At 29.0% G+C, this 20335-nt stretch carries 31 protein-coding genes and 3 tRNA genes; 33 read left to right on the top strand and 1 reads right to left on the bottom strand.

The genetic code is table 11. The features are described 5' to 3' along the window. The first annotated feature begins 2 nt into the window (after positions 1–2). The 30 genes from rsxA (at position 3) to T364_RS0102140 (ending at position 16113) form a co-directional block, all read left to right on the top strand. Complete coding sequence (rsxA, locus tag T364_RS0102285) at positions 3–587, top strand: electron transport complex subunit RsxA (RefSeq protein WP_027128137.1); 585 nt, start codon at positions 3–5, stop codon at positions 585–587. A gap of 17 nt (positions 588–604) precedes the next feature. Next, entirely contained in the window at positions 605–1498 is an 894-nt protein-coding gene (locus T364_RS0102280; protein WP_035945210.1) for an RnfABCDGE type electron transport complex subunit B, read from the top strand. A 242-nt stretch (positions 1499–1740) separates the two neighbouring features. Further along, a complete protein-coding gene (rpsJ, locus tag T364_RS0102275; protein ID WP_027128135.1) occupies positions 1741–2052 on the top strand; it encodes a 30S ribosomal protein S10 in 312 nt (103 codons plus the stop codon). A 158-nt stretch (positions 2053–2210) separates the two neighbouring features. Next, positions 2211–2837, top strand: a complete 627-nt coding sequence (gene rplC / locus T364_RS0102270) for a 50S ribosomal protein L3 (RefSeq protein ID WP_027128134.1) — start codon at positions 2211–2213, stop codon at positions 2835–2837. A 28-nt stretch (positions 2838–2865) separates the two neighbouring features. After that, a complete protein-coding gene (rplD, locus tag T364_RS0102265; protein ID WP_027128133.1) occupies positions 2866–3498 on the top strand; it encodes a 50S ribosomal protein L4 in 633 nt (210 codons plus the stop codon). Beyond that, positions 3499–3783: a 50S ribosomal protein L23 gene (rplW, locus tag T364_RS0102260; protein WP_027128132.1), complete on the top strand. Its 285-nt coding sequence runs from the start codon at positions 3499–3501 to the stop codon at positions 3781–3783. It abuts the gene before it with no gap. 53 nt (positions 3784–3836) lie between these two features. Next, complete coding sequence (rplB, locus tag T364_RS0102255; protein ID WP_027128131.1) at positions 3837–4667, top strand: 50S ribosomal protein L2; 831 nt, start codon at positions 3837–3839, stop codon at positions 4665–4667. A 24-nt stretch (positions 4668–4691) separates the two neighbouring features. Beyond that, positions 4692–4958 (top strand): 30S ribosomal protein S19, encoded by a 267-nt coding sequence (rpsS, locus tag T364_RS0102250; protein WP_027128130.1) that lies wholly within the window; start codon positions 4692–4694, stop codon positions 4956–4958. A 54-nt stretch (positions 4959–5012) separates the two neighbouring features. After that, the gene (rplV, locus tag T364_RS0102245) at positions 5013–5345 is read left to right on the top strand and encodes a 50S ribosomal protein L22 (RefSeq protein WP_027128129.1); all 333 of its coding nucleotides are present in this window, start codon (positions 5013–5015) and stop codon (positions 5343–5345) included. Positions 5346–5367: 22 nt separating this feature from the next. Next, on the top strand, positions 5368–6024 hold the full coding sequence (gene rpsC / locus T364_RS0102240) for a 30S ribosomal protein S3 (RefSeq protein ID WP_027128128.1): 657 nt from the start codon (positions 5368–5370) through the stop codon (positions 6022–6024). Between the two features lie 2 nt (positions 6025–6026). Further along, the gene (gene rplP / locus T364_RS0102235) at positions 6027–6449 is read left to right on the top strand and encodes a 50S ribosomal protein L16 (RefSeq protein WP_027128127.1); all 423 of its coding nucleotides are present in this window, start codon (positions 6027–6029) and stop codon (positions 6447–6449) included. Continuing rightward, positions 6449–6631: a 50S ribosomal protein L29 gene (rpmC, locus tag T364_RS0102230; RefSeq protein ID WP_027128126.1), complete on the top strand. Its 183-nt coding sequence runs from the start codon at positions 6449–6451 to the stop codon at positions 6629–6631. The genes rplP and rpmC overlap by 1 nt, the downstream gene beginning before the upstream one ends. 41 nt (positions 6632–6672) lie before the next feature. Next, positions 6673–6924, top strand: a complete 252-nt coding sequence (gene rpsQ / locus T364_RS0102225; RefSeq protein ID WP_027128125.1) for a 30S ribosomal protein S17 — start codon at positions 6673–6675, stop codon at positions 6922–6924. Between the two features lie 29 nt (positions 6925–6953). Beyond that, positions 6954–7322 carry a 50S ribosomal protein L14 gene (gene rplN / locus T364_RS0102220; RefSeq protein ID WP_027128124.1) on the top strand — a complete coding sequence of 123 codons (369 nt, stop codon included), beginning with the start codon at positions 6954–6956 and terminating at the stop codon, positions 7320–7322. 16 nt (positions 7323–7338) lie between these two features. Next, positions 7339–7680 carry a 50S ribosomal protein L24 gene (gene rplX, locus T364_RS0102215; protein ID WP_027128123.1) on the top strand — a complete coding sequence of 114 codons (342 nt, stop codon included), beginning with the start codon at positions 7339–7341 and terminating at the stop codon, positions 7678–7680. An 18-nt stretch (positions 7681–7698) separates the two neighbouring features. Then, positions 7699–8250, top strand: coding sequence for a 50S ribosomal protein L5 (rplE, locus tag T364_RS0102210; protein WP_027128122.1), 552 nt, complete (start codon positions 7699–7701; stop codon positions 8248–8250). Positions 8251–8269: 19 nt separating this feature from the next. Further along, positions 8270–8557: a 30S ribosomal protein S14 gene (rpsN, locus tag T364_RS0102205; protein WP_027128121.1), complete on the top strand. Its 288-nt coding sequence runs from the start codon at positions 8270–8272 to the stop codon at positions 8555–8557. Positions 8558–8592: 35 nt separating this feature from the next. Further along, the gene (gene rpsH, locus T364_RS0102200; RefSeq protein WP_027128120.1) at positions 8593–8988 is read left to right on the top strand and encodes a 30S ribosomal protein S8; all 396 of its coding nucleotides are present in this window, start codon (positions 8593–8595) and stop codon (positions 8986–8988) included. A 22-nt stretch (positions 8989–9010) separates the two neighbouring features. Continuing rightward, positions 9011–9544: a 50S ribosomal protein L6 gene (gene rplF / locus T364_RS0102195; protein WP_027128119.1), complete on the top strand. Its 534-nt coding sequence runs from the start codon at positions 9011–9013 to the stop codon at positions 9542–9544. Between the two features lie 28 nt (positions 9545–9572). After that, a complete protein-coding gene (rplR, locus tag T364_RS0102190; protein WP_027128118.1) occupies positions 9573–9941 on the top strand; it encodes a 50S ribosomal protein L18 in 369 nt (122 codons plus the stop codon). 24 nt (positions 9942–9965) lie between these two features. Further along, positions 9966–10472, top strand: coding sequence for a 30S ribosomal protein S5 (gene rpsE, locus T364_RS0102185; RefSeq protein WP_027128117.1), 507 nt, complete (start codon positions 9966–9968; stop codon positions 10470–10472). 15 nt (positions 10473–10487) lie between these two features. Further along, complete coding sequence (gene rpmD / locus T364_RS0102180; RefSeq protein WP_027128116.1) at positions 10488–10670, top strand: 50S ribosomal protein L30; 183 nt, start codon at positions 10488–10490, stop codon at positions 10668–10670. A gap of 3 nt (positions 10671–10673) precedes the next feature. After that, positions 10674–11153 (top strand): 50S ribosomal protein L15, encoded by a 480-nt coding sequence (gene rplO, locus T364_RS0102175; RefSeq protein WP_027128115.1) that lies wholly within the window; start codon positions 10674–10676, stop codon positions 11151–11153. A gap of 29 nt (positions 11154–11182) precedes the next feature. Further along, positions 11183–12463: a preprotein translocase subunit SecY gene (secY, locus tag T364_RS0102170; protein WP_027128114.1), complete on the top strand. Its 1281-nt coding sequence runs from the start codon at positions 11183–11185 to the stop codon at positions 12461–12463. A 99-nt stretch (positions 12464–12562) separates the two neighbouring features. Further along, complete coding sequence (gene mnmA / locus T364_RS0102165) at positions 12563–13654, top strand: tRNA 2-thiouridine(34) synthase MnmA (RefSeq protein ID WP_027128113.1); 1092 nt, start codon at positions 12563–12565, stop codon at positions 13652–13654. Between the two features lie 95 nt (positions 13655–13749). Further along, positions 13750–13833, top strand: a tRNA-Ser gene (locus T364_RS0102160). A gap of 2 nt (positions 13834–13835) precedes the next feature. Beyond that, positions 13836–13930, top strand: a tRNA-Ser gene (locus T364_RS0102155). A 42-nt stretch (positions 13931–13972) separates the two neighbouring features. Beyond that, positions 13973–14049, top strand: a tRNA-Arg gene (locus tag T364_RS0102150). Between the two features lie 95 nt (positions 14050–14144). Beyond that, positions 14145–14807 carry a response regulator transcription factor gene (locus tag T364_RS0102145; protein ID WP_245596516.1) on the top strand — a complete coding sequence of 221 codons (663 nt, stop codon included), beginning with the start codon at positions 14145–14147 and terminating at the stop codon, positions 14805–14807. Next, positions 14788–16113: a HAMP domain-containing sensor histidine kinase gene (locus T364_RS0102140; RefSeq protein WP_027128111.1), complete on the top strand. Its 1326-nt coding sequence runs from the start codon at positions 14788–14790 to the stop codon at positions 16111–16113. The genes T364_RS0102145 and T364_RS0102140 overlap by 20 nt, the downstream gene beginning before the upstream one ends. A 24-nt stretch (positions 16114–16137) precedes the next feature. Here T364_RS0102140 and T364_RS0102135 read toward each other — a convergent pair whose 3' ends face one another. Continuing rightward, positions 16138–17529, bottom strand: coding sequence for a potassium/proton antiporter (locus T364_RS0102135; RefSeq protein ID WP_027128110.1), 1392 nt, complete (start codon positions 17527–17529; stop codon positions 16138–16140). Positions 17530–17670: 141 nt separating this feature from the next. On the opposite strand from T364_RS0102135, the gene T364_RS0102130 reads away from it, so the two are divergent. The 3 genes from T364_RS0102130 (at position 17671) to T364_RS0102120 (ending at position 20335) form a co-directional block, all read left to right on the top strand. Continuing rightward, a complete protein-coding gene (locus tag T364_RS0102130) occupies positions 17671–18639 on the top strand; it encodes a biotin--[acetyl-CoA-carboxylase] ligase (RefSeq protein ID WP_035945208.1) in 969 nt (322 codons plus the stop codon). 156 nt (positions 18640–18795) lie between these two features. Further along, a complete protein-coding gene (locus T364_RS0102125) occupies positions 18796–19773 on the top strand; it encodes a tripartite tricarboxylate transporter substrate binding protein (RefSeq protein WP_035945207.1) in 978 nt (325 codons plus the stop codon). A gap of 64 nt (positions 19774–19837) precedes the next feature. Further along, positions 19838–20335 (top strand): tripartite tricarboxylate transporter TctB family protein, encoded by a 498-nt coding sequence (locus T364_RS0102120; protein WP_027128107.1) that lies wholly within the window; start codon positions 19838–19840, stop codon positions 20333–20335.

Genomic DNA, 20335 nt, shown 5'->3' with positions numbered 1-20335 from the left:
AAATGGATTTTGGAAAATTATTTAGTATAATTATAACTTCTATCTTTATCCAAAACTATGTTTTCGGTAAAGTATTAGGAATTTGTCCATATATGGGAGTTTCTAAAAAAGTAGAATCTTCTATTGGAATGGGAATGGCAATAATATTTGTCATAACAATATCTTCAGGTATAACTTGGACTATATATCAATATATGTTAGTTCCATTTGGATTAGAATATTTACAAACAATAATGTTCATATTAATAATAGCATCATTGGTTCAATTTGTTGAAATGGCTATTCAAAAGTTATCACCTAATTTATACAATGCTTTAGGAGTGTATTTACCATTAATAACTACTAACTGTGTTGTTTTAGGAGTTGCTATTTTAAATATTCAAGAAGGATATAACTTTATAGAAACAATTTTCAATGGATTTGGTGCAGCTGTAGGATTCTCTTTAGCTTTATTATTACTAGCAGGAATAAGAGAAAGAATAGAATATTCTGATATCCCAGAACCATTTAAAGGAGTGCCAATTGCATTTTTAACAGCAAGTTGTTTAGCTATGGCATTTATGGGATTTAGTGGAATGCAAATATAAGTTTTTTGGAGGTTATTATGAATAATGAAATTTTAATGGCCGTAGTAATCTTAGGAATAACAGGATTAGCTATGGGATTATTTTTAGCTTTTGCCTCTAAAAAATTTGAGGTTAAAGTAGATGAGAGAGTTGAAAAAATATCTGCATGTTTACCAGGAGCAAACTGTGGAGGATGTGGATTCCCAGGATGTGGAGGATATGCAGATGCTATTGTAAATAAAGGAGCTAAACTTAATATGTGTGCACCTGGAGGTCCTGCTGTAGCAGAAAAAATAGGTGAGATAATGGGTGTTAAAGTAGAAGCTTCTACAGGAGATAAAGTAGTAGCAAAAGTACTTTGTCAAGGAAATCATGATAATGTTTCTATGAAATATAATTTTAGAGGAGATATTAAAACATGTGCTGCAGCTAATATATATGCTGGTGGTGAAAAATCATGTCAATATGCATGTTTAGGACTAGGTGATTGTGTAAAAGTATGTCCAGTTAATGCTATTAAAGTAGTAAATGGAGTGGCTACAATAGATCCTAAAATATGTGTTTCATGTGGAGCATGTAAAAATGTATGTCCTAAAAATGTTATAGCAATGTTACCAGAAAAAAATATAGTAACAGTAACATGTTCTTCAAAAGATAAAGGAGTAGATGCTAAGAAAAATTGTAAAGTTGCTTGTATAGGATGTGGAATGTGTGCTAAAGCTTGTCCAAAAGAAGCTATTACAGTAGAAAATAATTTAGCAAAAATTGATCCTTCAAAATGTGTAAATTGTGGTTTATGTGAATTAAAATGTCCTACTTTGGCAATACTTAACTTAAGACATCCAAATGGACATGGAGTTAGAAAACCAAATCCAGCTCCAGCAACACCTAAACCAGAAATAAAAAAAGAAACAAAAGAAGAAGTTAAATAAGAAAAATTAATAATAAAAAATAAAGAGGTTATATATAACCTCTTTATTTTTGAAAATATTAATAAAGGCAAAGAAATATGTAAAGAAATATCACATAATTAGCATAAAAAAAGCAAAAAAAATTTTTAAAAAAAGTTTGAAAAAAATAAAAAAAAAGCTTTGCAAAATCAGGAAAATATGATATAATTTTTCAGGTGTACAAAAGAGATCATCTTTTAAATTTTAAAACTTAAAGGAGGTGTATAATGGCTAACAAATTAAGAATCTATTTAAAAGCTTATGATCATATGTTATTAGATCAATCAGCTAAGAAAATAGCAGAAGTTGCAGAAAAGTCTGGTGCTGAAATAGTAGGACCTATGCCACTACCAACAAAAATAAAAAAATACACTGTATTAAGATCAGTACATGTAAACAAAGATTCAAGAGAGCAGTTTGAGATGAGAATTCACAGAAGAATGGTTGAAATCAAAAACTCTACTCAAAAAACAATATCATCATTAACAGCGGTTAACTTACCAGCTGGTGTTGGAATTGAAATTAAACAAGCGTAATAAAACACAAATGGCTGATTCTCGGGTAATTTGAAAATATAAATGCATCAAATTATCCTTACAGAATAATACAAGTTGACGCTTTTTTTAAAGCGAGGTCGTGGAACCACGAGGTCAAGTTGTCAACCAATATATTATTTGATGGAGGTATGAAACAAATGTCAGGAATTTTAGGAAAAAAAATCGGAATGACTCAAATCTTTGAAGATGGTAAGTTCGTTCCAGTAACAGTTGTAGAAGCTGGACCAAACTTTGTTCTACAAAAGAAAACAGTTGAAAATGATGGATATACAGCATTACAACTTGGTTTTGATGAGAAGAAAGAAAAAAATTCTACTAAACCTATGATGGGAATCTTCAATAAAGTTGGAGTAAAACCATTAAGATTCGTAAAAGAAGTTAAAGTTGATACTGTTGAAGGTTACGAATTAGGACAAGAAATTAAAGTAGATGTTTTAAATGGTGTCGAATATGTAGATATCACTGGAACATCAAAAGGAAAAGGAACTTCAGGTGTTATGAAGAGACATGGTTTTGGTGGAAACAGAGCATCTCACGGGGTTTCAAGAAACCATAGACTAGGAGGGTCAATAGGACAATCATCATGGCCTGGAAAAGTTCTTAAAGGATTAAGAATGGCTGGACAATATGGAAATACTACAGTTACAGTTCAAAACTTAAAAGTAGTTAAATTAGATGTTGAAAACAATGTAATCTTAATAAAAGGTGCAGTACCAGGTGCTAAAAATGGTTACCTTGTAGTAAGACCAGCTATAAAGAAATAAGGTTAGTAGAAGTGAAAGGAGGAAAAAAATGGCAGTTTTAAACATATATAACTTAGCAGGAGCACAAACTGGAACTGTTGAAGTTAAGGATTCTATATTTGGAATAGAGCCAAATAAAGTAGTTCTTCACGAAGTTCTTACTGCAGAACTAGCAGCTGCTAGACAAGGAAGTGCTTGTACTAAGACAAGAGCTATGGTTAGAGGAGGAGGAAGAAAGCCATTTAAACAAAAAGGTACTGGTAGAGCTAGACAAGGTACAATCAGAGCTCCACATATGGTAGGTGGAGGAGTTGTTTTTGGACCAACACCTAGAAGCTATGAGAAAAAAGTTAACAAAAAAGTTAGAGTTTTAGCTCTTAAATCAGCACTTTCTGTAAAATGTGCAAATGGAGACATCGTTGTATTAGATGGTGTTGTAGAAACTCCAAAAACTAAAACAATAGTTGCTTTAACAAAAGAATTAAATGCAACAACAAAACAAATGTTTGTAGTAAACGATTTAACTACAGCTAATGATTACAATTTATTCTTAGCTGCTAGAAACTTAGAAAATGCAGTTGTTTTCCAACCAAGTGAATTAGGAATTTATTGGTTATTAAAACAAAATAAAGTAATTATTACAAAAGAAGCATTAGCTACAATTGAGGAGGTGCTTGGATAGATGACAGCTTATGATATCATAAGAAAACCTCTAATCACTGAAAAAACTGAGCTTCTAAGAAGAGAGCATAATAAATATACTTTTGAAGTGAATAGAAAAGCAAATAAAATTGAAATAAAAAAAGCTGTAGAAGAAATATTCAACGTTAAAGTTGCTGAAGTTGCTACAGTAAATATAAAACCTGTAACAAAAAGACATGGTATGAAATTATATAAAACTCAAGCTAAAAAGAAAGCAATAGTAAAATTAGCTTCTGGAACAATTTCTTACTTTAAAGAAGCATAATAACGGCTAAAGATAGTTATAGGTCTCATAATAAAATTTTGGAGGATTAAGAAATGGCTATTAAAAAGATGAAACCAACAAGTGATGGAGTTAGACACATGTCTAGACTTGTTGTGCCTGAATTAAGTAAAGCAAGACCTGAAAAGTCTTTAACTGTGCCTTTAAAATCTGCATATGGAATAGATAACTTTGGACACAGAACAAATGTTAATAGACAAAAAGGTCATAAAAGATTATATAGAATAATTGATTTTAAAAGAAATAAATTAGATGTTCCTGCAACTGTTAAATCAATAGAATACGATCCAAACAGAACAGCAAATATCGCATTATTATATTATGCAGATGGAGCTAAAGCATATATATTAGCACCTAAAGGTTTAAAAGTAGGAGACGTTGTAATGAACGGATCAAATGCTGAAATAAAACCTGGAAATGCATTAAAATTAAAAGATATGCCAGTTGGAGCACAAATTCATAATATTGAATTACAAGTAGGAAAAGGTGGACAATTAGTAAGATCTGCTGGAACAGCTGCAAGACTTGTTGCTAAAGAAGGAACTTATTGCCACGTTGAGTTACCATCAGGAGAACTTAGATTAATACATGGAGAATGTACAGCTACTATTGGAGAAGTAGGAAATGCTGAACATAACCTAGTTTCAATCGGAAAAGCAGGAAGAAATAGACTTATGGGAAGAAGACCTCATGTTAGAGGATCTGCAATGAACCCTTGTGACCACCCTCATGGAGGAGGAGAAGGAAAAGCTACTGTAGGTAGAAAATCACCATTAACTCCTTGGGGTAAACCAGCTCTTGGTGTTAAAACAAGAGGAAGAAAAGTATCTGATAAGTTTATCGTAAGAAGAAGAAACGATAAGTAATTTCGAGAGGAGGTAATATAGGTTATGGCAAGATCACTTAGAAAAGGACCTTTTTGTGATCATCATCTAATGAAAAAGGTTGAAGATGCTAAGGCAAACAATAACTTAAAAGCAGTTATAAAAACTTGGTCAAGAAGATCAACAATATTCCCTAACTTCATAGGATTAACTTTTGGAGTTTATAATGGAAAAAAACATATACCAGTATATGTAACTGAACAAATGGTTGGACATAAATTAGGAGAATTTGCACCTACAAGAACTTATCATGGACATACAAAAGGTAAATAAAAAGTAGGAAAAAATATATATTTGAGTTAAAAAATAAAAAAGGAGGAGAAACTAGTGGAAGTAAAAGCAAGTACTAGATTCGTGAGAATGTCTCCAAGAAAAGCTAGATTAGTAGCTGACTTAGTGAGAGGAAAATCAGCTCTAGAAGCACTAGATATATTAGAATTTACAAATAAAAAAGCAGCTAGAATTATAAAGAAAACTTTAGCATCAGCAATAGCTAATGCTACACATAATGCAAAACTAGATGATGAAAAATTAGTTATATCTACAATAATGATCAATGATGGACCAGCTCTTAAGAGAATGAGTCCTAGAGCAATGGGAAGAGCAGATATAATAAGAAAACCAACAGCTCATGTTATCGTTGGAGTATCTGAGAAGTAGTTTATTAAGGAGGTTAACAACTGTGGGACAAAAAGTAGACCCTAGAGGATTAAGACTTGGAATAACAAGAACTTGGGACTCTAACTGGTATGCAGATAAAAAGGAATATGTAAAATATTTCCATGAAGATGTAAAAATCAGAGAGTTCGTAAAGAAAAATTATTTCCATGCTGGGATATCAAAAGTTAATATAGAAAGAACATCACCTTCACAAGTAGTTGTAATAATTCATGCAGCTAAAGCTGGAATTGTTATTGGTAGAAAAGGTGCTGAAATAGAAGAATTAAGAGTAAAATTAGAAGCTTTAACTGGAAAAAAAGTATTAGTTAAAGTATTAGAAGTTAAAAACTTTAATAGAGATGCTGTATTAGTAGCAGAAAATATAGCTGGATCAATTGAAAAAAGGGTAGCATACAAAAGAGCTGCTAATCAAGCTATAATGAGAGCTATGAAATCAGGAGCAAAAGGAATTAAAGTTATGATTTCAGGAAGATTAAATGGAGCAGAAATAGCAAGAGCTGAATGGATGGTAGAAGGAAAAGTACCTTTACATACATTAAGAGCTGATATAGATTATGCTACTGCAACAGCTCATACAACATATGGAGCATTAGGAATAAAAGTATGGATATTTAACGGAGAAGTACTTCCAACTAAGAAAGAAGGAGGGGAAGCGTAATCATGTTAATGCCTAAAAGAACAAAACATAGAAAAATGTTTAGAGGAAGAATGAAAGGTTCTGCTCAAAGAGGAAATACTGTAGCATTTGGAGATTATGGATTACAAGCTTTAGAACCAGCTTGGATAACAAATAGACAAATAGAAGCATGTAGAGTTGGAATAAATAGAACATTTAAGAGAGAAGGAAAAACATTTATAAGAATATTCCCTGATAAACCAATTACAGCTAGACCAGCTGGAGTGAGAATGGGAAAAGGTAAAGGAGCAGTTGAAGGTTGGGTTTGCGTAGTAAAACCTGGAAGAATGATGTTTGAAGTTTCTGGTGTAAGTGAGGAATTAGCATTAGCAGCTTTAAGAAAAGCTTCTATGAAATTACCTATTAAATGTAAAATAGTAAAAAAAGAGAATGGCGGTGAGAATTAATGAAAGCTAAGGATATAAGAGAAATGTCTACTGAAGACTTAGTGGTTAAGTGTAAAGAACTTAAAGAAGAATTATTCAATCTAAAATTTCAACTTTCATTAGGACAATTAACTAACACTGCTAGAATCAGAGAAGTTAGAAGAGAAATTGCTAGAATGAATACAATATTAAATGAAAGATAAGATTTTTTATAGATAATTCTTGGAAATAGGAGGTCAAAACCTTGAGAAACGATAGAAAAGTAAGAGAAGGTGTAGTTGTTTCTGATAAAATGGATAAAACAATAGTTGTTGCAATAGCTACAATGGTTTTACATCCAATTTATAAAAAAAGAGTTAAGAAAACAACTAAGTTTAAAGCCCACGATGAGAATAATGTAGCTCAAGTTGGTGATAGAGTAAGAATAATGGAAACTAGACCATTATCAAGAGACAAAAGATGGAGATTAGTTGAAGTTTTAGAAAGAGCAAAATAATCCAATAATTTTGGAAGGAGGATATTTTAATGGTACAACAACAAACTATCCTTAATGTTGCAGACAACTCAGGTGCTAAAAAGATAATGGTTATCAGAGTACTTGGTGGAACTAAAAAAAGATTTGGAAAAATCGGAGACATAGTTGTAGCATCAGTAAAGGAAGCAATACCTGGTGGTAACGTTAAAAAAGGTGACGTAGTTAAAGCTGTCATCGTTAGAACAAGAAAAGAATTAAGAAGAGAAGATGGATCATATATAAAATTTGATGATAACGCAGGTGTTATAATCAACAATAATAATGAACCTAAAGCAACAAGAATTTTTGGACCTGTTGCAAGAGAATTAAGAGCTAAAAACTTTATGAAAATAGTATCTCTTGCTCCAGAAGTAATATAGAGAGGAGGCTAATACTGTGGCTAAACCTAAAGTAAAATTTGTTCCAGCATCATTACATGTAAAAACTGGAGATACAGTTTATGTAATATCTGGTAAAGATAAAGGAAAAACAGGAAAAGTATTAAAAGTATTCCCTAAAAAAGGAAAAGTAGTAGTTGAGGGAGTAAATGTAGTAACTAAGAACTTAAAACCATCTCAAGTGAACCCACAAGGTGGAGTTGTTACTAAACCAGCTCCAATGTTCTCATCAAAAGTAATGTTATTTGATGCAAAAGCAGGAAAACCAACAAGAGTTGGATATAAAGTTGTAGATGGAAAAAAAGTTAGATACTCAAAAGTGTCTGGTGAAGTTCTATAAGAAGGGAGGATAACGTAAGTGTCTAAATATATTTCTAGATATCATAAATTATTTGATGAAGTAATCAAAGAAAATTTAATGAAAGAGTTAGACTTAAAAAATGTAATGGAATGTCCAACTCTAGAAAAAATAATAGTAAATATGGGAGTTGGAGAAGCAACTCAAAATGCTAAATTAATGGAAGCAGCAATGAATGATTTAGCAATAATAACTGGACAAAAACCAGTAGAAAGAAGAGCTAAAAAATCAGAAGCTGGATTTAAATTAAGAGAAAATCAAGCAATCGGTGCAAAAGTTACTTTAAGAAAGGAAAGAATGTATGATTTCCTTGATAGATTAATAAATGTTGTACTTCCAAGAGTTAGAGACTTTGAAGGAGTTCCAACAAATTCATTTGATGGAAGAGGAAACTATTCTTTAGGATTAAGAGATCAATTAGTTTTCCCTGAAATAGAATTTGATAAAGTTGAGAAATTACAAGGTATGTCTATCACAATAGTATCTTCTGCTAAAACTGATGAAGAAGGAAGAGCTTTACTTAAGGCTTTCGGAATGCCTTTTAAAAAGTAATTGGTAAGGAGGATAAGGAATGGCTAAAAAGTCAATGATCGCTAGAGATGTTAAAAGAGCGGCACTTTGTGATAAATATGCAGCTAAAAGAGCTGAATTAAAGAAAAGAGTGTTAGAGGGAGATACTGAAGCAATGTTTGAATTAAACAAATTACCAGTAAACTCTTCAGCTGTTAGACAAAAAAATAGATGTCAAATTGATGGAAGACCAAGAGGATTCATGAGAGAATTTGGAATTTCAAGAGTTAAATTTAGACAATTAGCAGGTGCAGGATTAATTCCTGGAGTAAAAAAATCATCTTGGTAAAATATACCATTGATTAAGGAAGGAGGATTAACTAAATGTTTTTAACAGATCCAATCGCAGATATGTTAACAAGAATCAGAAACGCTAACGCAGTTATGCATGAGAAAGTTGATGTTCCATATTCTAACTTAAAACTTACATTAGCTAAGATTTTAAAAGATGAAGGATATATAGCTAACTATAAAGTAATAACTGATGAAAATATAAAAAATATAAGAATATATTTAAAATACGAAGGAAAAGAAAGAGTAATTAAGGGATTAAAAAGAATTTCTAAACCAGGTAGAAGAGTTTATGCTCAAGTTGATGAGTTACCAAGAGTTCTTTCAGGTTTAGGAATAGCAATTGTATCTACTTCAAAAGGAATTGTTACAGATAGAGTAGCAAGAAAAGAGAATGTAGGTGGAGAAATCCTTGCATTCGTATGGTAATTAAACTAGGAGGTGTCCATTAATGTCAAGAATAGGTAAAAAACCTATAGTGGTACCTGCTGGGGTTACAGTTACAGTAGATGGAAATGTTGCTACTGTAAAAGGACCTAAAGGTACTTTAACAAAAGAATTTAATAAAAATATAACTATAAAAGTAGAAGGAAATCACATCATTGTTGAAAGACCAAATGATGAAATAGAAATGAGAGCTTTACATGGAACAACTAGAGCATTACTTCACAATATGGTTGTTGGAGTAAGTGAAGGATTTAAAAAAGTTTTAAATCTAGTAGGGGTTGGATATAGAGCAGCAGTTCAAGGAAAAGGATTAGAATTATCTTTAGGATATTCACATCCTGTAAAAATTGATCCAGTAGATAATATCACTTTTACAGTTGAAAAAAATACAACTATAATAGTTGAAGGAATAGAGAAAGATTTAGTTGGACAAATAGCAGCTAACATCAGATCTAAGAGAGCTCCAGAGCCTTATAAAGGAAAAGGAGTTAAATACGCTGATGAAGTAATCAGAAGAAAAGAAGGTAAAAAATCATAGGATATAGCTCAAAAAGGAGGTAAGTGAGTTGTTTAAGAAAGTAGATAGACAAGCTGTTAGAGAAAGAAAACACTTATCAATTAGAAATAAAATTTCTGGTACAGCAGAAAGACCAAGACTTTCTATATATAGATCAAACACTAATATGTTTGCACAATTAGTAGATGATGTTAATGGAGTAACTTTAGTTTCTGCATCAACTATAGATAAAGAACTAAAAGGAACTTTAGCAAACGGTGGAAACGTAGAAGCAGCTAAAGCAGTTGGAAAATTATTAGCTGAAAGAGCTGTAGCAAAAAATATAAAAGATGTAGTATTCGATAGATCAGGATACATTTATACAGGAAGAGTATCTGCTCTTGCAGAAGCAGCAAGAGAAAATGGATTAAACTTCTAATTTTATAAGAGAGGAGGACTTCACTTGTCTAAGTTAATTGAAAATAGAGAAGAAAAAGAATTTGAAGAAAAACTATTAAAAATTTCTAGAGTTTCTAAGACAACTAAAGGAGGAAGAACTATATCTTTCTCAGTTTTAGCTGCTGTAGGAAATAAAGAAGGAAAAATAGGAATTGGATTAGGAAAAGCAAATGGTGTACCAGATGCTATAAGAAAGGCTGTAGCTGCTGCTAAGAAAAACATGATAGATGTTTCTCTTAAAGGTAGAACTATACCTCATGAAATAGAAGGAAAATGGGGAGCAACTACTGTATGGATGTCACCTGCATATGAAGGAACTGGAGTTATTTCTGGATCTTCATGTAGAGAAATCCTTGAATTAGTAGGAGTTCATAACATATTAACAAAAATTAAAGGTTCTAAAAATAAACACAATGTTGCTAGAGCAACAATAGAAGGTTTAAGATTATTAAGAACTGCTGAAGAAGTAGCTGCTTTAAGAGGAAAAACTGTTAAGGAAATCTTAAGCTAGGAGGTTTAGAGGAAAATGGCAAAGGTTAGAATAAGACTTGCAAAAAGTATAATAGGAAGAAAGCCTAACCATATAGCAACTGTAAAGTCGCTAGGGCTTAAGAAAATGAATAGTGTAGTAGAACACGAACTTACTCCTGAAATTAAGGGTAAAATAGAATTAGTTTCTTACTTATTAGATGTAGAGGAGGTGCAATAATCAATGAATTTAAACGAATTACAACCTTCTGTACCTAGAAAAAACAGAAAAAGAGTAGGAAGAGGAGAATCTTCTGGTTGGGGAAAAACAGCTGGAAAAGGAAGTAATGGACAAAAATCTAGATCTGGAGCAGGATTAAAACCTGGTTTTGAAGGTGGACAAATGCCTGTAATTAGAAGAACTCCAAAAAGAGGATTTAGTAACTATCCATTTAAGAAAGAATATACAATAATTAATTTAGATACATTAAATAGATTTGAGGAAGGAACAGTAGTAACTCCTGAAATCTTATTAGAAGCTGGATTAATTAAAAAATTAAATGATGGAGTTAAAGTTTTAGGAAACGGAGTTTTAGAAAGAAAAGTTTCTGTAGAGGCTCATAAAGTTTCTAAATCTGCTCAAAAAGCTATTGAAGAAAAAGGTGGAACAGTAGAAATCATCGAAGTTAAAACTTTTGCTGATGTAGCAAAAAACAATAAATAATTGTTTAATAAAAAGCGAGGTGAAAAACTTTGACTTTAATGGAAAGCTTTAACAATAAGTTAAGAGGAGTTGTAAAAATTCCGGAGCTAAGATCGAGAATTATTTTTACCTTGTTGATGTTTTTAGTTGCTAGAGTAGGGACATTTATCCCTGCTCCAGGAATTGATATTGATAGATTATCAGCAATGACAGCTCAAAATGATTTATTAGGTTTTATTAACATGTTTTCAGGTGGAGCTTTTCAAAGAATTTCTATTTTTGCTTTAGGAATTGTGCCATATATCAATGCTTCCATTGTATTTAGCTTACTTGCTGTTATTATCCCTAAAATTGATGAAATTCAAAAAGAAGGAGAATCAGGAAGAAATAAAATAAATCAATGGACAAGATATGTCACAATCTTTATTGCTATAATGCAAGGAATAGGAGTTTGTGTTTGGTTGACATCTGCTGGATTAGTAATTGAACCTGGATTTAGATTTATGCTAGTAACTATTACTATACTTACAGCTGGAACTGTGTTCTTGATGTGGGTAGGGGAACAAATTTCTGTTAATGGAATAGGAAATGGAGTTTCTTTATTAATTTTTTTAAATATAATATCAAGAGGTCCTTCTAGTATAGTTCAGACTATACAATTAATGAAAGGAAGTAAATTTATAATACCTGTACTGATAGCAGTAGCTATTGCAGCTATTTTATCAGTGTCTGTGATTATTTTATTTCAATTAGGACAAAGAAAAATACCAGTTCATTATGTAGGAAAAGGATTTGGAGTAAGGGGAGGAGTTGCACAAAACTCATATATTCCTTTAAAATTAAATACATCTGGAGTTATGCCAGTTATTTTTGCTTCTGTAATGATGATGATACCATCATTATTAATAAGATCATTACCAACAACTTTTCCATATAGAGATTATTTAGTATTATTCTTTGATCAAAAACATCCAGTATATATGATATTATATGCATTAATAATAATATTCTTTTCTTTCTTTTATACAGCAATTATGTTTGACCCTGAGAGAGTAGCAGACAATTTAAAACAAGGTGGAGGGACTATTCCTGGAATAAGACCTGGTGAAGAAACAGTTGAGTATTTAGAAGGAGTTGTAACTAGAATTACTTGGGGAGGGGCTATCTTTTTAGCCGCTATAGCTATTTTACCAATGGCTATATTTACAGCATTAGGATTACCAGTCTTCTTTGGTGGAACTGGAATAATAATCGTTGTTGGAGTAGCTTTAGATACAGTTCAACAAATAGATGCTCATTTAGTAATGAAAGAATATAAAGGATTTCTATAAAAATAACACAGCTTTTCTGTGTTATTTTTATTTATAAAGATATATGACTACTCTTTGAAAGTATGTTTATATATAAATATATTATTTATGGAGGAATAAATGGAAAATTTAGAGTTAAAAAATAAATTTGATAATTTAATCAAATATAATGGAGGGAATACAAAAGTAACAGTAGCAGTAGCTATGAGTGGTGGAGTAGATAGTTCAGTAACAGCCTATCTATTAAAGAAACAGGGATATAATATTTTTGGTGTTACAATGAAAACAACAGATCAAAGTATAGATGATGATGCTAAAAAAGTATGTGATGATTTAGGAATAGAACATTATATTTTGGATGTTCGTGAAAAATTTAAAAAAGAAGTTATTGATTATTTTGTAAGTGAATATGAAAATGGAAGAACTCCTAATCCATGTGTTGTATGTAATAAGCATATAAAAATGGGAGAATTAATAGATTTTTCTATAGAAAAAGGTGCTGATTATATGGCCACAGGACATTATAGTAATATAGAAAATGGATTATTAAAAATAGGAGATGACCTAACAAAAGACCAAGTATATTTTTTATCTCAAGCAAAAGAGGAAAAAGTTAAAAAATTAATGTTTCCTTTAGGGAGATTAACAAAAACAGAGGTAAGAGAATTAGGAAAATATTTAGGAGTAAGGGTATTTGCAAAAAAAGATTCTCAAGAAATTTGCTTTATAGAAGATGGAAAATTAGAAGAATTTTTATTTGCAAGTACAAATGGAAAGATTGCTAAAAAAGGAAATTTTGTAGATAAAAATGGAAAAATTTTAGGAAAACATATGGGATTAGGTTTTTATACTATTGGTCAAAGAAAAGGTCTAGGAATATCTGGAAGTTCTCCTTATTATGTAATAGGTTTTAATAAAGAGAAAAATGAAATTATATTAGGAAATAATGAAGATTTATTTAAAGAAAATCTAATAGCAACTGATATAAATCTTTTTAAATATAAAAAATTAGATGAAATTAGTGATAAAACTTTTTTAGCTAAGACTAGATCAAGAGATAAGTTTCATCTTTGTAAAGTAATAATTTTATCAGAAAATGAGGTAAAAATAGAATTTTTAAATGAGAAAGTAAGAGCGATTACCCCAGGACAATTATTGACTCTTTATGATGAAGAATATAGAGTTATTTTGAGTGGATTTATAAAAAAATAAAAATTTCTTTTATTTTCAATAGTTTTGTAAAAAAATCTAACTTTAACTTAAAAAATATTGACAAAATAGAAAGAATATGATAAAATTTTTGAAGTGGAGAGCTATCCTAATTGGTAAGGAATCGGTCTTGAAAACCGACGCCGTAAGGCTTTAGAGTTCGAGTCTCTAGTTCTCCGCCAGTGGTGAAGTGGCAGAGCTGGCCGAATGCGCTCCCCTGCTAAGGGAGTGTACCAATTAAAAATGGTACCGAGAGTTCAAATCTCTCCTTCACCGCCATTTAGGATATAAGGGTAGTCTAACTACCTTTTTTTATTATAAGTACTCGTAGCTCAATTGGATAGAGCACTTGACTACGGATCAGGGTGTTGGGGGTTCGATTCCTCTCGAGTACGCCATTCAAAAAATAAAACTGTTAATTAGGTTTACTAATTGACAGTTTTTTTATTATATGTTAAATTTTTATTATAAAAATTTAAGATGAGAGGTTATTATGAAAAAAATTTTAATAATAGAAGATGAAAAAGAGTTAGCTTATTCTATAGAACTTTTTTTAAGAAAAGAAAATTTTGAAACCTTTGTAATTTTTGATGGTGATAAAGCTTTGGAAAAATTTTATAATCTTACTCCAGACTTAGTATTATTAGATATTAATTTACCAAATAAAAATGGATGGGAAATTTGTAAAGAAATAAGAGAGAATTCAACACTTCCAATTATAATGATGACAGCTAGGGATAGTGAATTTGATGAATTATATGGATTAGAATTGGGAGCTGATGACTATGTGACAAAACCAATAAATTTAAAAATTTTACTTGCTAGAATAAAAAGAATATTGAAAATAGATGGTAAAAGTAATTATTATTTTGAAGGAATGGGGTTTGATATAAGAACTTTGGAGTTATCAATTGATGATGAAAAAATAGAATTATCTCCTAAAGAAGCACAACTTTTAGAATATTTTATAAAAAATAAAAATTTTATTTTGAGCAGAGAAAAATTAATAAATGAAATTTGGGGATTTGATTATGAAGGTGGAGATAGAGCTGTAGATACTTTAGTGAAAAGACTTAGAAAAAAATTAGGTAAGTATTCTGATAGAATTAAAACATTGAGAGGAATGGGATATTCTTATGAAGAAAAGAAAATTTAATTTTTCTAAAAAATTATTAATTTTTTCGATAACTATAAGTATAATAGGAATTTTGATTACTCAATTTTTAAATTTAACTTTTTTAGATAGATTTTATATTTATAGAAAAAAAATAGAAATACCTTATATTGCAAATAATGTAAAAAAATTAAAAAATGATGAAGAAAAATTATTAGAATATATAATAGAAGAAAACTCAGAAAATGGGGTTCAAATAATTTTAGGAAAAAAGATGGTTCCAAATTATAAGAAAATAAAGAAAGAACATTATCATAAATTGAAAAAAGATTTACCTGAAAAACAAGTGATAGTAAGAACTATGAAAAATGGAGGAAGATATTTAGCATATTATGATACAATTGATGGAAAAACACCATTAACAATATTTATTCCTTTGGTAGCTTTTGATAATTATAGATTTGAAGTTTTTATAATACAAGGAATTTCCATTTTTATAGCATTGATTATCAGTTTTATTTTTGCTAATTTCTTTTCAAAAAAACTTACTAAAAATATTAAAAAATTAAGAGATGCTTCTCAAAAAATATCAAATCAAGATTTTATAGATAAAATTGGTATACATACAAATGATGAAATAGAAGAGTTAGCTATTTCTATAGAAAAAATGTCAAATAATTTAAAAATTTCAATTAATGATTTAAGAAATTTTGTTGGAAATGCATCTCATCAATTAAAAACGCCAGTATCAGTAGTTAATATGATTTCTCAAAATCTAGAATCAAATACGAATTTGTCAGAAAAAGAGAAGAAAAAATTATATGCTGCTCTTATAAAAGAAACAGGAGAGATGTCAGAACTTATAAATAATCTTCTTTTTTTATCTAAAATTTCGTATTCAAAAAATAATTTGATTAAAAAGGATTTTATTTTAAGAGAAGTTATACAAGAAAGTTTGAGTAAGTATGAATTAATTGAGTTAGAAAAAGATTTAACAATAAATATTGATATAGAGAAAGATATAAAAATTAATACAGATTATAGATTTTTTAAAGTTGTAATTGATAATCTAATTGAAAATTCTTTTAAATATTCACCTGAAAACTCAGAAATAAATATTTTTTATAAAAATAATATGCTTATAATTAAAAATAAAATAAAAAATATTATAAAAGAAAAATCTGAAGAACTTTTTTTTCCTTTTAAAAGAGGAAGTAACTCATTAAATGAAAGTGTAGATGGGTCAGGACTAGGATTATCTATAATAAAAAATGTATTGGAATTATTGGAGATAGCTTTTGATTTAGAGATTGAGAATGATATTTTTACTTTTAAAATAAAAATTTAAAAAAAGGGATGTATAATCCCTTTTTTAATTTTGAGAGAATAAAACTTCATCTCCTGATTCAAATTTTAAAGAACCATTAGGAGTCAAATAATTTTTACCTCTTTTTACAGATATTATATGTATTCCTTTTTCACCTAAATTTAAATCTTTTATTTGTTTATTCAAATAATCAGAATATTGAGTAATATACAATTTTTTTATTGCTAGTTCCTCTATTTCATCTAAAGATATCTCATTGTTTTCTTCATCTTTTTCTAATAGACCAAGATATTTAGCAATAAATTTTAAACTTGTTCCTTGAATTAAGACAGAAAATACTACCATATAAAATATCATATTAAACATCATTTGAGAATTTTCTAAATCATGTGTTACAGCCATTATTGAAAATATTATAGGAACTGCCCCTTTCAAACCAGCCCATGAAACAAAAAATTTTTCTTTTATATCAAATTTAAAAATAGAAAGAAGAGAAAAGACTACGATAAATCTTCCTAAAATAATAACTAAAATAGCTAAAAAACTTCCAGTCCAAATAACAGATAAAAGTTGTGAAGGAAATACTAATAAACCTAAAATTAAGAACATTGTAATTTGCATAATCCAAGAAAAAGCTCTCATATTTCTTAAAAGATTTATTCTATATTCAAATTTTTCATTTCCTACTAAAATTCCCATTAAATAGATTGCTAAGAAACCATTTCCATTTAATAGATTTGTCAAAGAATAACAGATAAATAGGAAAGAAATTACATGAATAATTAAAAATTCTTCTCTTTTTATAGATAAAAATTTAGATATTGGGATAGTTATTTTTCCGAATATGAATCCTAAAGCTCCTCCTATAATAATTTGTTTTAATAAAAATATTATTCCATTAATAATATCCAAATTTCCAATTTCATAAATAGAAATAAAAAATAATATAAGAGCATAGGCCATTGGGTCATTACTTCCTGATTCAATTTCTATTACAGTTTTAACTTTTTTATTTAATTTTGACTCACCTAATATAGATATTACAGCAGCAGCATCAGTAGAGGATACAAAAGCTCCAAATATTAATGATTCCATCCAAGAAAAATTTGTTAAAAAATAAGTAAAAGTAGCTGATAATATAGCTGTTAAGAAAACTCCTAAAGTAGCTAAAGTCCCACTAGGATATAAAGAAGATATAACATCATTTTTATTAGTTTCCAAAGCTCCACTAAATAAAATAAATAGAAGAGCAAAATTTCCTATATTTTGAGCCAAATTATAATCTTCAAATTCAATTCCTCCTATTCCCTCTGAACCAGCTAACATTCCTATAAAAATAAACATAATTAACAAAGGAATTTTTATTTTATGTGATATTTTTATTGAACAAAGACTAAAAAATAATAATAAACCAAAAATAAAGATATAAGATTCTATTTTTAAGACCTCCTTTTTTTGTATACTATTATGTATTATAACATTTTATTCAAATAAAAGCAATTAAATAAATTTATATTGAATTTCAATTAAATAACATTATATAATAAAAATAATAATGTTATTTTTAGGAGAAAGCTTATGACAAAATATAAAATCTTAGAAATTTTATTAAAAAATAAAGGTACTTTTGTTTCAGGAGAATATCTTAGTTCTGTTCTTTTAGTTTCTAGGACAGCCATTTGGAAAGGAATTAATTCTTTGAAAAAAAGTGGTTATAATATAGTAGGAGTTAATAATAAAGGGTACTGTTTATATGATGATAATAATATAAATGAATTTGATATAAAAACAAATATTCAATGTAAAGAAATTGGGAGTAAGATTCTATATTTTGAGCAAATAGATTCTACAAATACTTATATAAAAAAAGAAGTTGATTCTTTACAACATGGAACAGTAGTAATAGCTGAGGAACAAATCAATGGAAGAGCAAAAAATGAAAAGTATTTTTATTCTCCAAAAGAGAAAGGGATATATATGAGTATTTTATTAAAAAAGAATATTTTTTTAGATTCTTTAAAATTATTATCTTTGACATCAACTGTAGCCGTAATTAGAGGGATATTTCAATCAACTGGTATTTCTCCAATGAGTGATTGGAATAGTATTATAATTAATAATAAAAAAGTAGCTGGAATTTTAACAGAATGCAATATAGAATGTGATACTAATAATATAGAATATATTGTTATTGGAATAGGAATTAATGTTAATAATTTATCTTTTCCAAAAACTATTAAAGATAAAGTTACATCACTTAGACTAGAAAAAGGAATAGAAATAAATAGAAAAACTTTAATTTGTAATATATTGAATGAATTAGAAAACTTAATATGTGATAAACGTTATATTTCAAATAGAAAAATTCTAATAGAGGAGTATTTAAAAGATTTTTTATTTCTTGATAAAGTTGTTACATTAAAAACTAATACAAGAATAATAGTTGGAAAAGTTATTGGAATTAATGAAAAAGGTGGAGTAATTCTTCTTAAAGAAAATAATAAAAAAGAAATTTTTTATACAGGTATTATCAAAGAAAAAAAATAGATATATTATATTTATTTTGTTTTAAATTCAGAATAAAATTTCGTAAATAAGACTAAAAAAAGATTGACAAAATGAAGAAAATAAGATAAAATCTTATTAAGATTAATCCTGTATACAAGATTCGGGATTTTAATAAAGTTTAAGGATGGTGAGAATATGTTTAAAAAAAGAGGTTTGTTTGCAGCAATATCTGCATCATTGTTACTAATATTTGGAGGATGTGGTGGTAATGACCAGACTCAAACTAATGGAGAATGGGAATGGGAAAGAAAAGTAGAAATTATTTGTCCTTGGGGAAATGGTGGAGGAGCAGATACAACTACAAGAAATTTTGCAACAGCACTTGAAAAAGAATTAGGTGTACCAGTTGTTGTTAACAATAGAGCTGGAGCAGGAGGAGTATCAGGAATAGAATTTGGAGCAAAACAACCAGCAGATGGATATACATACATAATGGCAACACCATCTCCATTATTAGCTCAAATAGCAGGGGCAACAGATTATGATGTTTATGGCACATTACAACCTTTAGTACAAATGGTACATGATGTTAATATATTTGTAACAGGAGCAAAAGCTCCATATAATACTTATGAAGAATTAATGGATTATGTGGCTAAAAATCCAGGAAAAGTAAAAGCAGGAGTTATGTCAATAACAGGGCTTGATACAGCTTGTGTAAAAAATGCTTTTGGTGATGCTATAGAGCCAGTTGCTTATACTGAAGGGTCTCAATTAAATGCAGATGTTATTGGAGGGCATGTAGGTCTTGCTGTTGTTGGTCCAGCTGAAGTATCAGCAATGATAGCTTCTGGGGATATGAAAGTTATATTAACAGCAACTGAAGAAAGATTAACATTACCAGGATTTGAAAATGTTCAATGTGCAGGAGAGTTAGGTTTAGATTGTTTCTTTGGACCTGCTAGGGGAATTTTCTATATAAAAGGAACACCTGAAAAAGCACTAAAAGCTTTTGAAAATGCAGCAGAAAAAGCTATAGCTAGTGAATCATTCCAAAAATGGGCTAAAACAGAAGGATTAGATCAAAGACAAGGATGGAAAAACACTGCTGATTTTAAGGCACAATGGGATCAAGATTATAAAGATTTAACAGAACTTTTTGGCAAAAAATAGTAAATGAATTAAAAAAGAGTGTATACTCTCTACACTCTTTTTTTTATAAAAGGTGGTGAAAATTTTGGATATTTTATTTTCAATAGGATTAATAATATTTAGTATTTATTGTTTCTTTTTAGTAGGAATACAATCTCCTACTCCAACACCAACTGAGTTAGGAGCAGCATTTTGGCCTAGAATTATTTTAATATTGATGATAATTCTTTTATTTTCAAATTTAATAACAAACTTAAAACAAAAAAAAATAGAAAAAATAAATATTTTTGATTTTTTTAAAAGTAAATTATTTATAGGAATGCTTTTAATAGTTTTTATGACAATTTCAATGTCTTACATAGGATTTATAACAAGTTGTTTTATATTTCTAATTGCTTATGGAGCTCTTTTAGGAGAAAAAAATATAATAAAACTTATTATATTTTCTTTTATAATAACAGCTATTTTATATATAGTTTTTCAGGGATTACTAGATATTAGATTAGAAAGAGGTATAGGAATTTTCCGTAATATAGCACTATCATTAGAAACTATTATACTAAAAATAAAAAGGGGGATATAA

This window comes from Fusobacterium perfoetens ATCC 29250 (assembly GCF_000622245.1).
GTDB classification, from domain to species: domain Bacteria; phylum Fusobacteriota; class Fusobacteriia; order Fusobacteriales; family Fusobacteriaceae; genus Fusobacterium_B; species Fusobacterium_B perfoetens.
This window is presented reverse-complemented; position numbering and strand designations above follow the sequence as displayed.

Bases quoted from the DNA above. Each gene is read 5' to 3' on its own strand.
- rplC (WP_027128134.1), top strand. From the start codon at position 2,211: ATGTCAGGAATTTTAGGAAAAAAAATCGGAATGACTCAAATCTTTGAA.
- rplP (WP_027128127.1), top strand. From the start codon at position 6,027: ATGTTAATGCCTAAAAGAACAAAACATAGAAAAATGTTTAGAGGAAGA.
- T364_RS0102125 (WP_035945207.1), top strand. From the start codon at position 18,796: ATGTTTAAAAAAAGAGGTTTGTTTGCAGCAATATCTGCATCATTGTTA.
- rplN (WP_027128124.1), top strand. From the start codon at position 6,954: ATGGTACAACAACAAACTATCCTTAATGTTGCAGACAACTCAGGTGCT.
- rplF (WP_027128119.1), top strand. From the start codon at position 9,011: ATGTCAAGAATAGGTAAAAAACCTATAGTGGTACCTGCTGGGGTTACA.
- rplW (WP_027128132.1), top strand. From the start codon at position 3,499: ATGACAGCTTATGATATCATAAGAAAACCTCTAATCACTGAAAAAACT.
- rpsN (WP_027128121.1), top strand. From the start codon at position 8,270: ATGGCTAAAAAGTCAATGATCGCTAGAGATGTTAAAAGAGCGGCACTT.
- T364_RS0102140 (WP_027128111.1), top strand. From the start codon at position 14,788: ATGAAGAAAAGAAAATTTAATTTTTCTAAAAAATTATTAATTTTTTCG.
- rplB (WP_027128131.1), top strand. From the start codon at position 3,837: ATGGCTATTAAAAAGATGAAACCAACAAGTGATGGAGTTAGACACATG.
- T364_RS0102280 (WP_035945210.1), top strand. From the start codon at position 605: ATGAATAATGAAATTTTAATGGCCGTAGTAATCTTAGGAATAACAGGA.
- rpsS (WP_027128130.1), top strand. From the start codon at position 4,692: ATGGCAAGATCACTTAGAAAAGGACCTTTTTGTGATCATCATCTAATG.
- rpmC (WP_027128126.1), top strand. From the start codon at position 6,449: ATGAAAGCTAAGGATATAAGAGAAATGTCTACTGAAGACTTAGTGGTT.
- T364_RS0102145 (WP_245596516.1), top strand. From the start codon at position 14,145: ATGAAAAAAATTTTAATAATAGAAGATGAAAAAGAGTTAGCTTATTCT.
- rpmD (WP_027128116.1), top strand. From the start codon at position 10,488: ATGGCAAAGGTTAGAATAAGACTTGCAAAAAGTATAATAGGAAGAAAG.
- rplD (WP_027128133.1), top strand. From the start codon at position 2,866: ATGGCAGTTTTAAACATATATAACTTAGCAGGAGCACAAACTGGAACT.
- T364_RS0102130 (WP_035945208.1), top strand. From the start codon at position 17,671: ATGACAAAATATAAAATCTTAGAAATTTTATTAAAAAATAAAGGTACT.
- rsxA (WP_027128137.1), top strand. From the start codon at position 3: ATGGATTTTGGAAAATTATTTAGTATAATTATAACTTCTATCTTTATC.
- rpsH (WP_027128120.1), top strand. From the start codon at position 8,593: ATGTTTTTAACAGATCCAATCGCAGATATGTTAACAAGAATCAGAAAC.
- rplO (WP_027128115.1), top strand. From the start codon at position 10,674: ATGAATTTAAACGAATTACAACCTTCTGTACCTAGAAAAAACAGAAAA.
- mnmA (WP_027128113.1), top strand. From the start codon at position 12,563: ATGGAAAATTTAGAGTTAAAAAATAAATTTGATAATTTAATCAAATAT.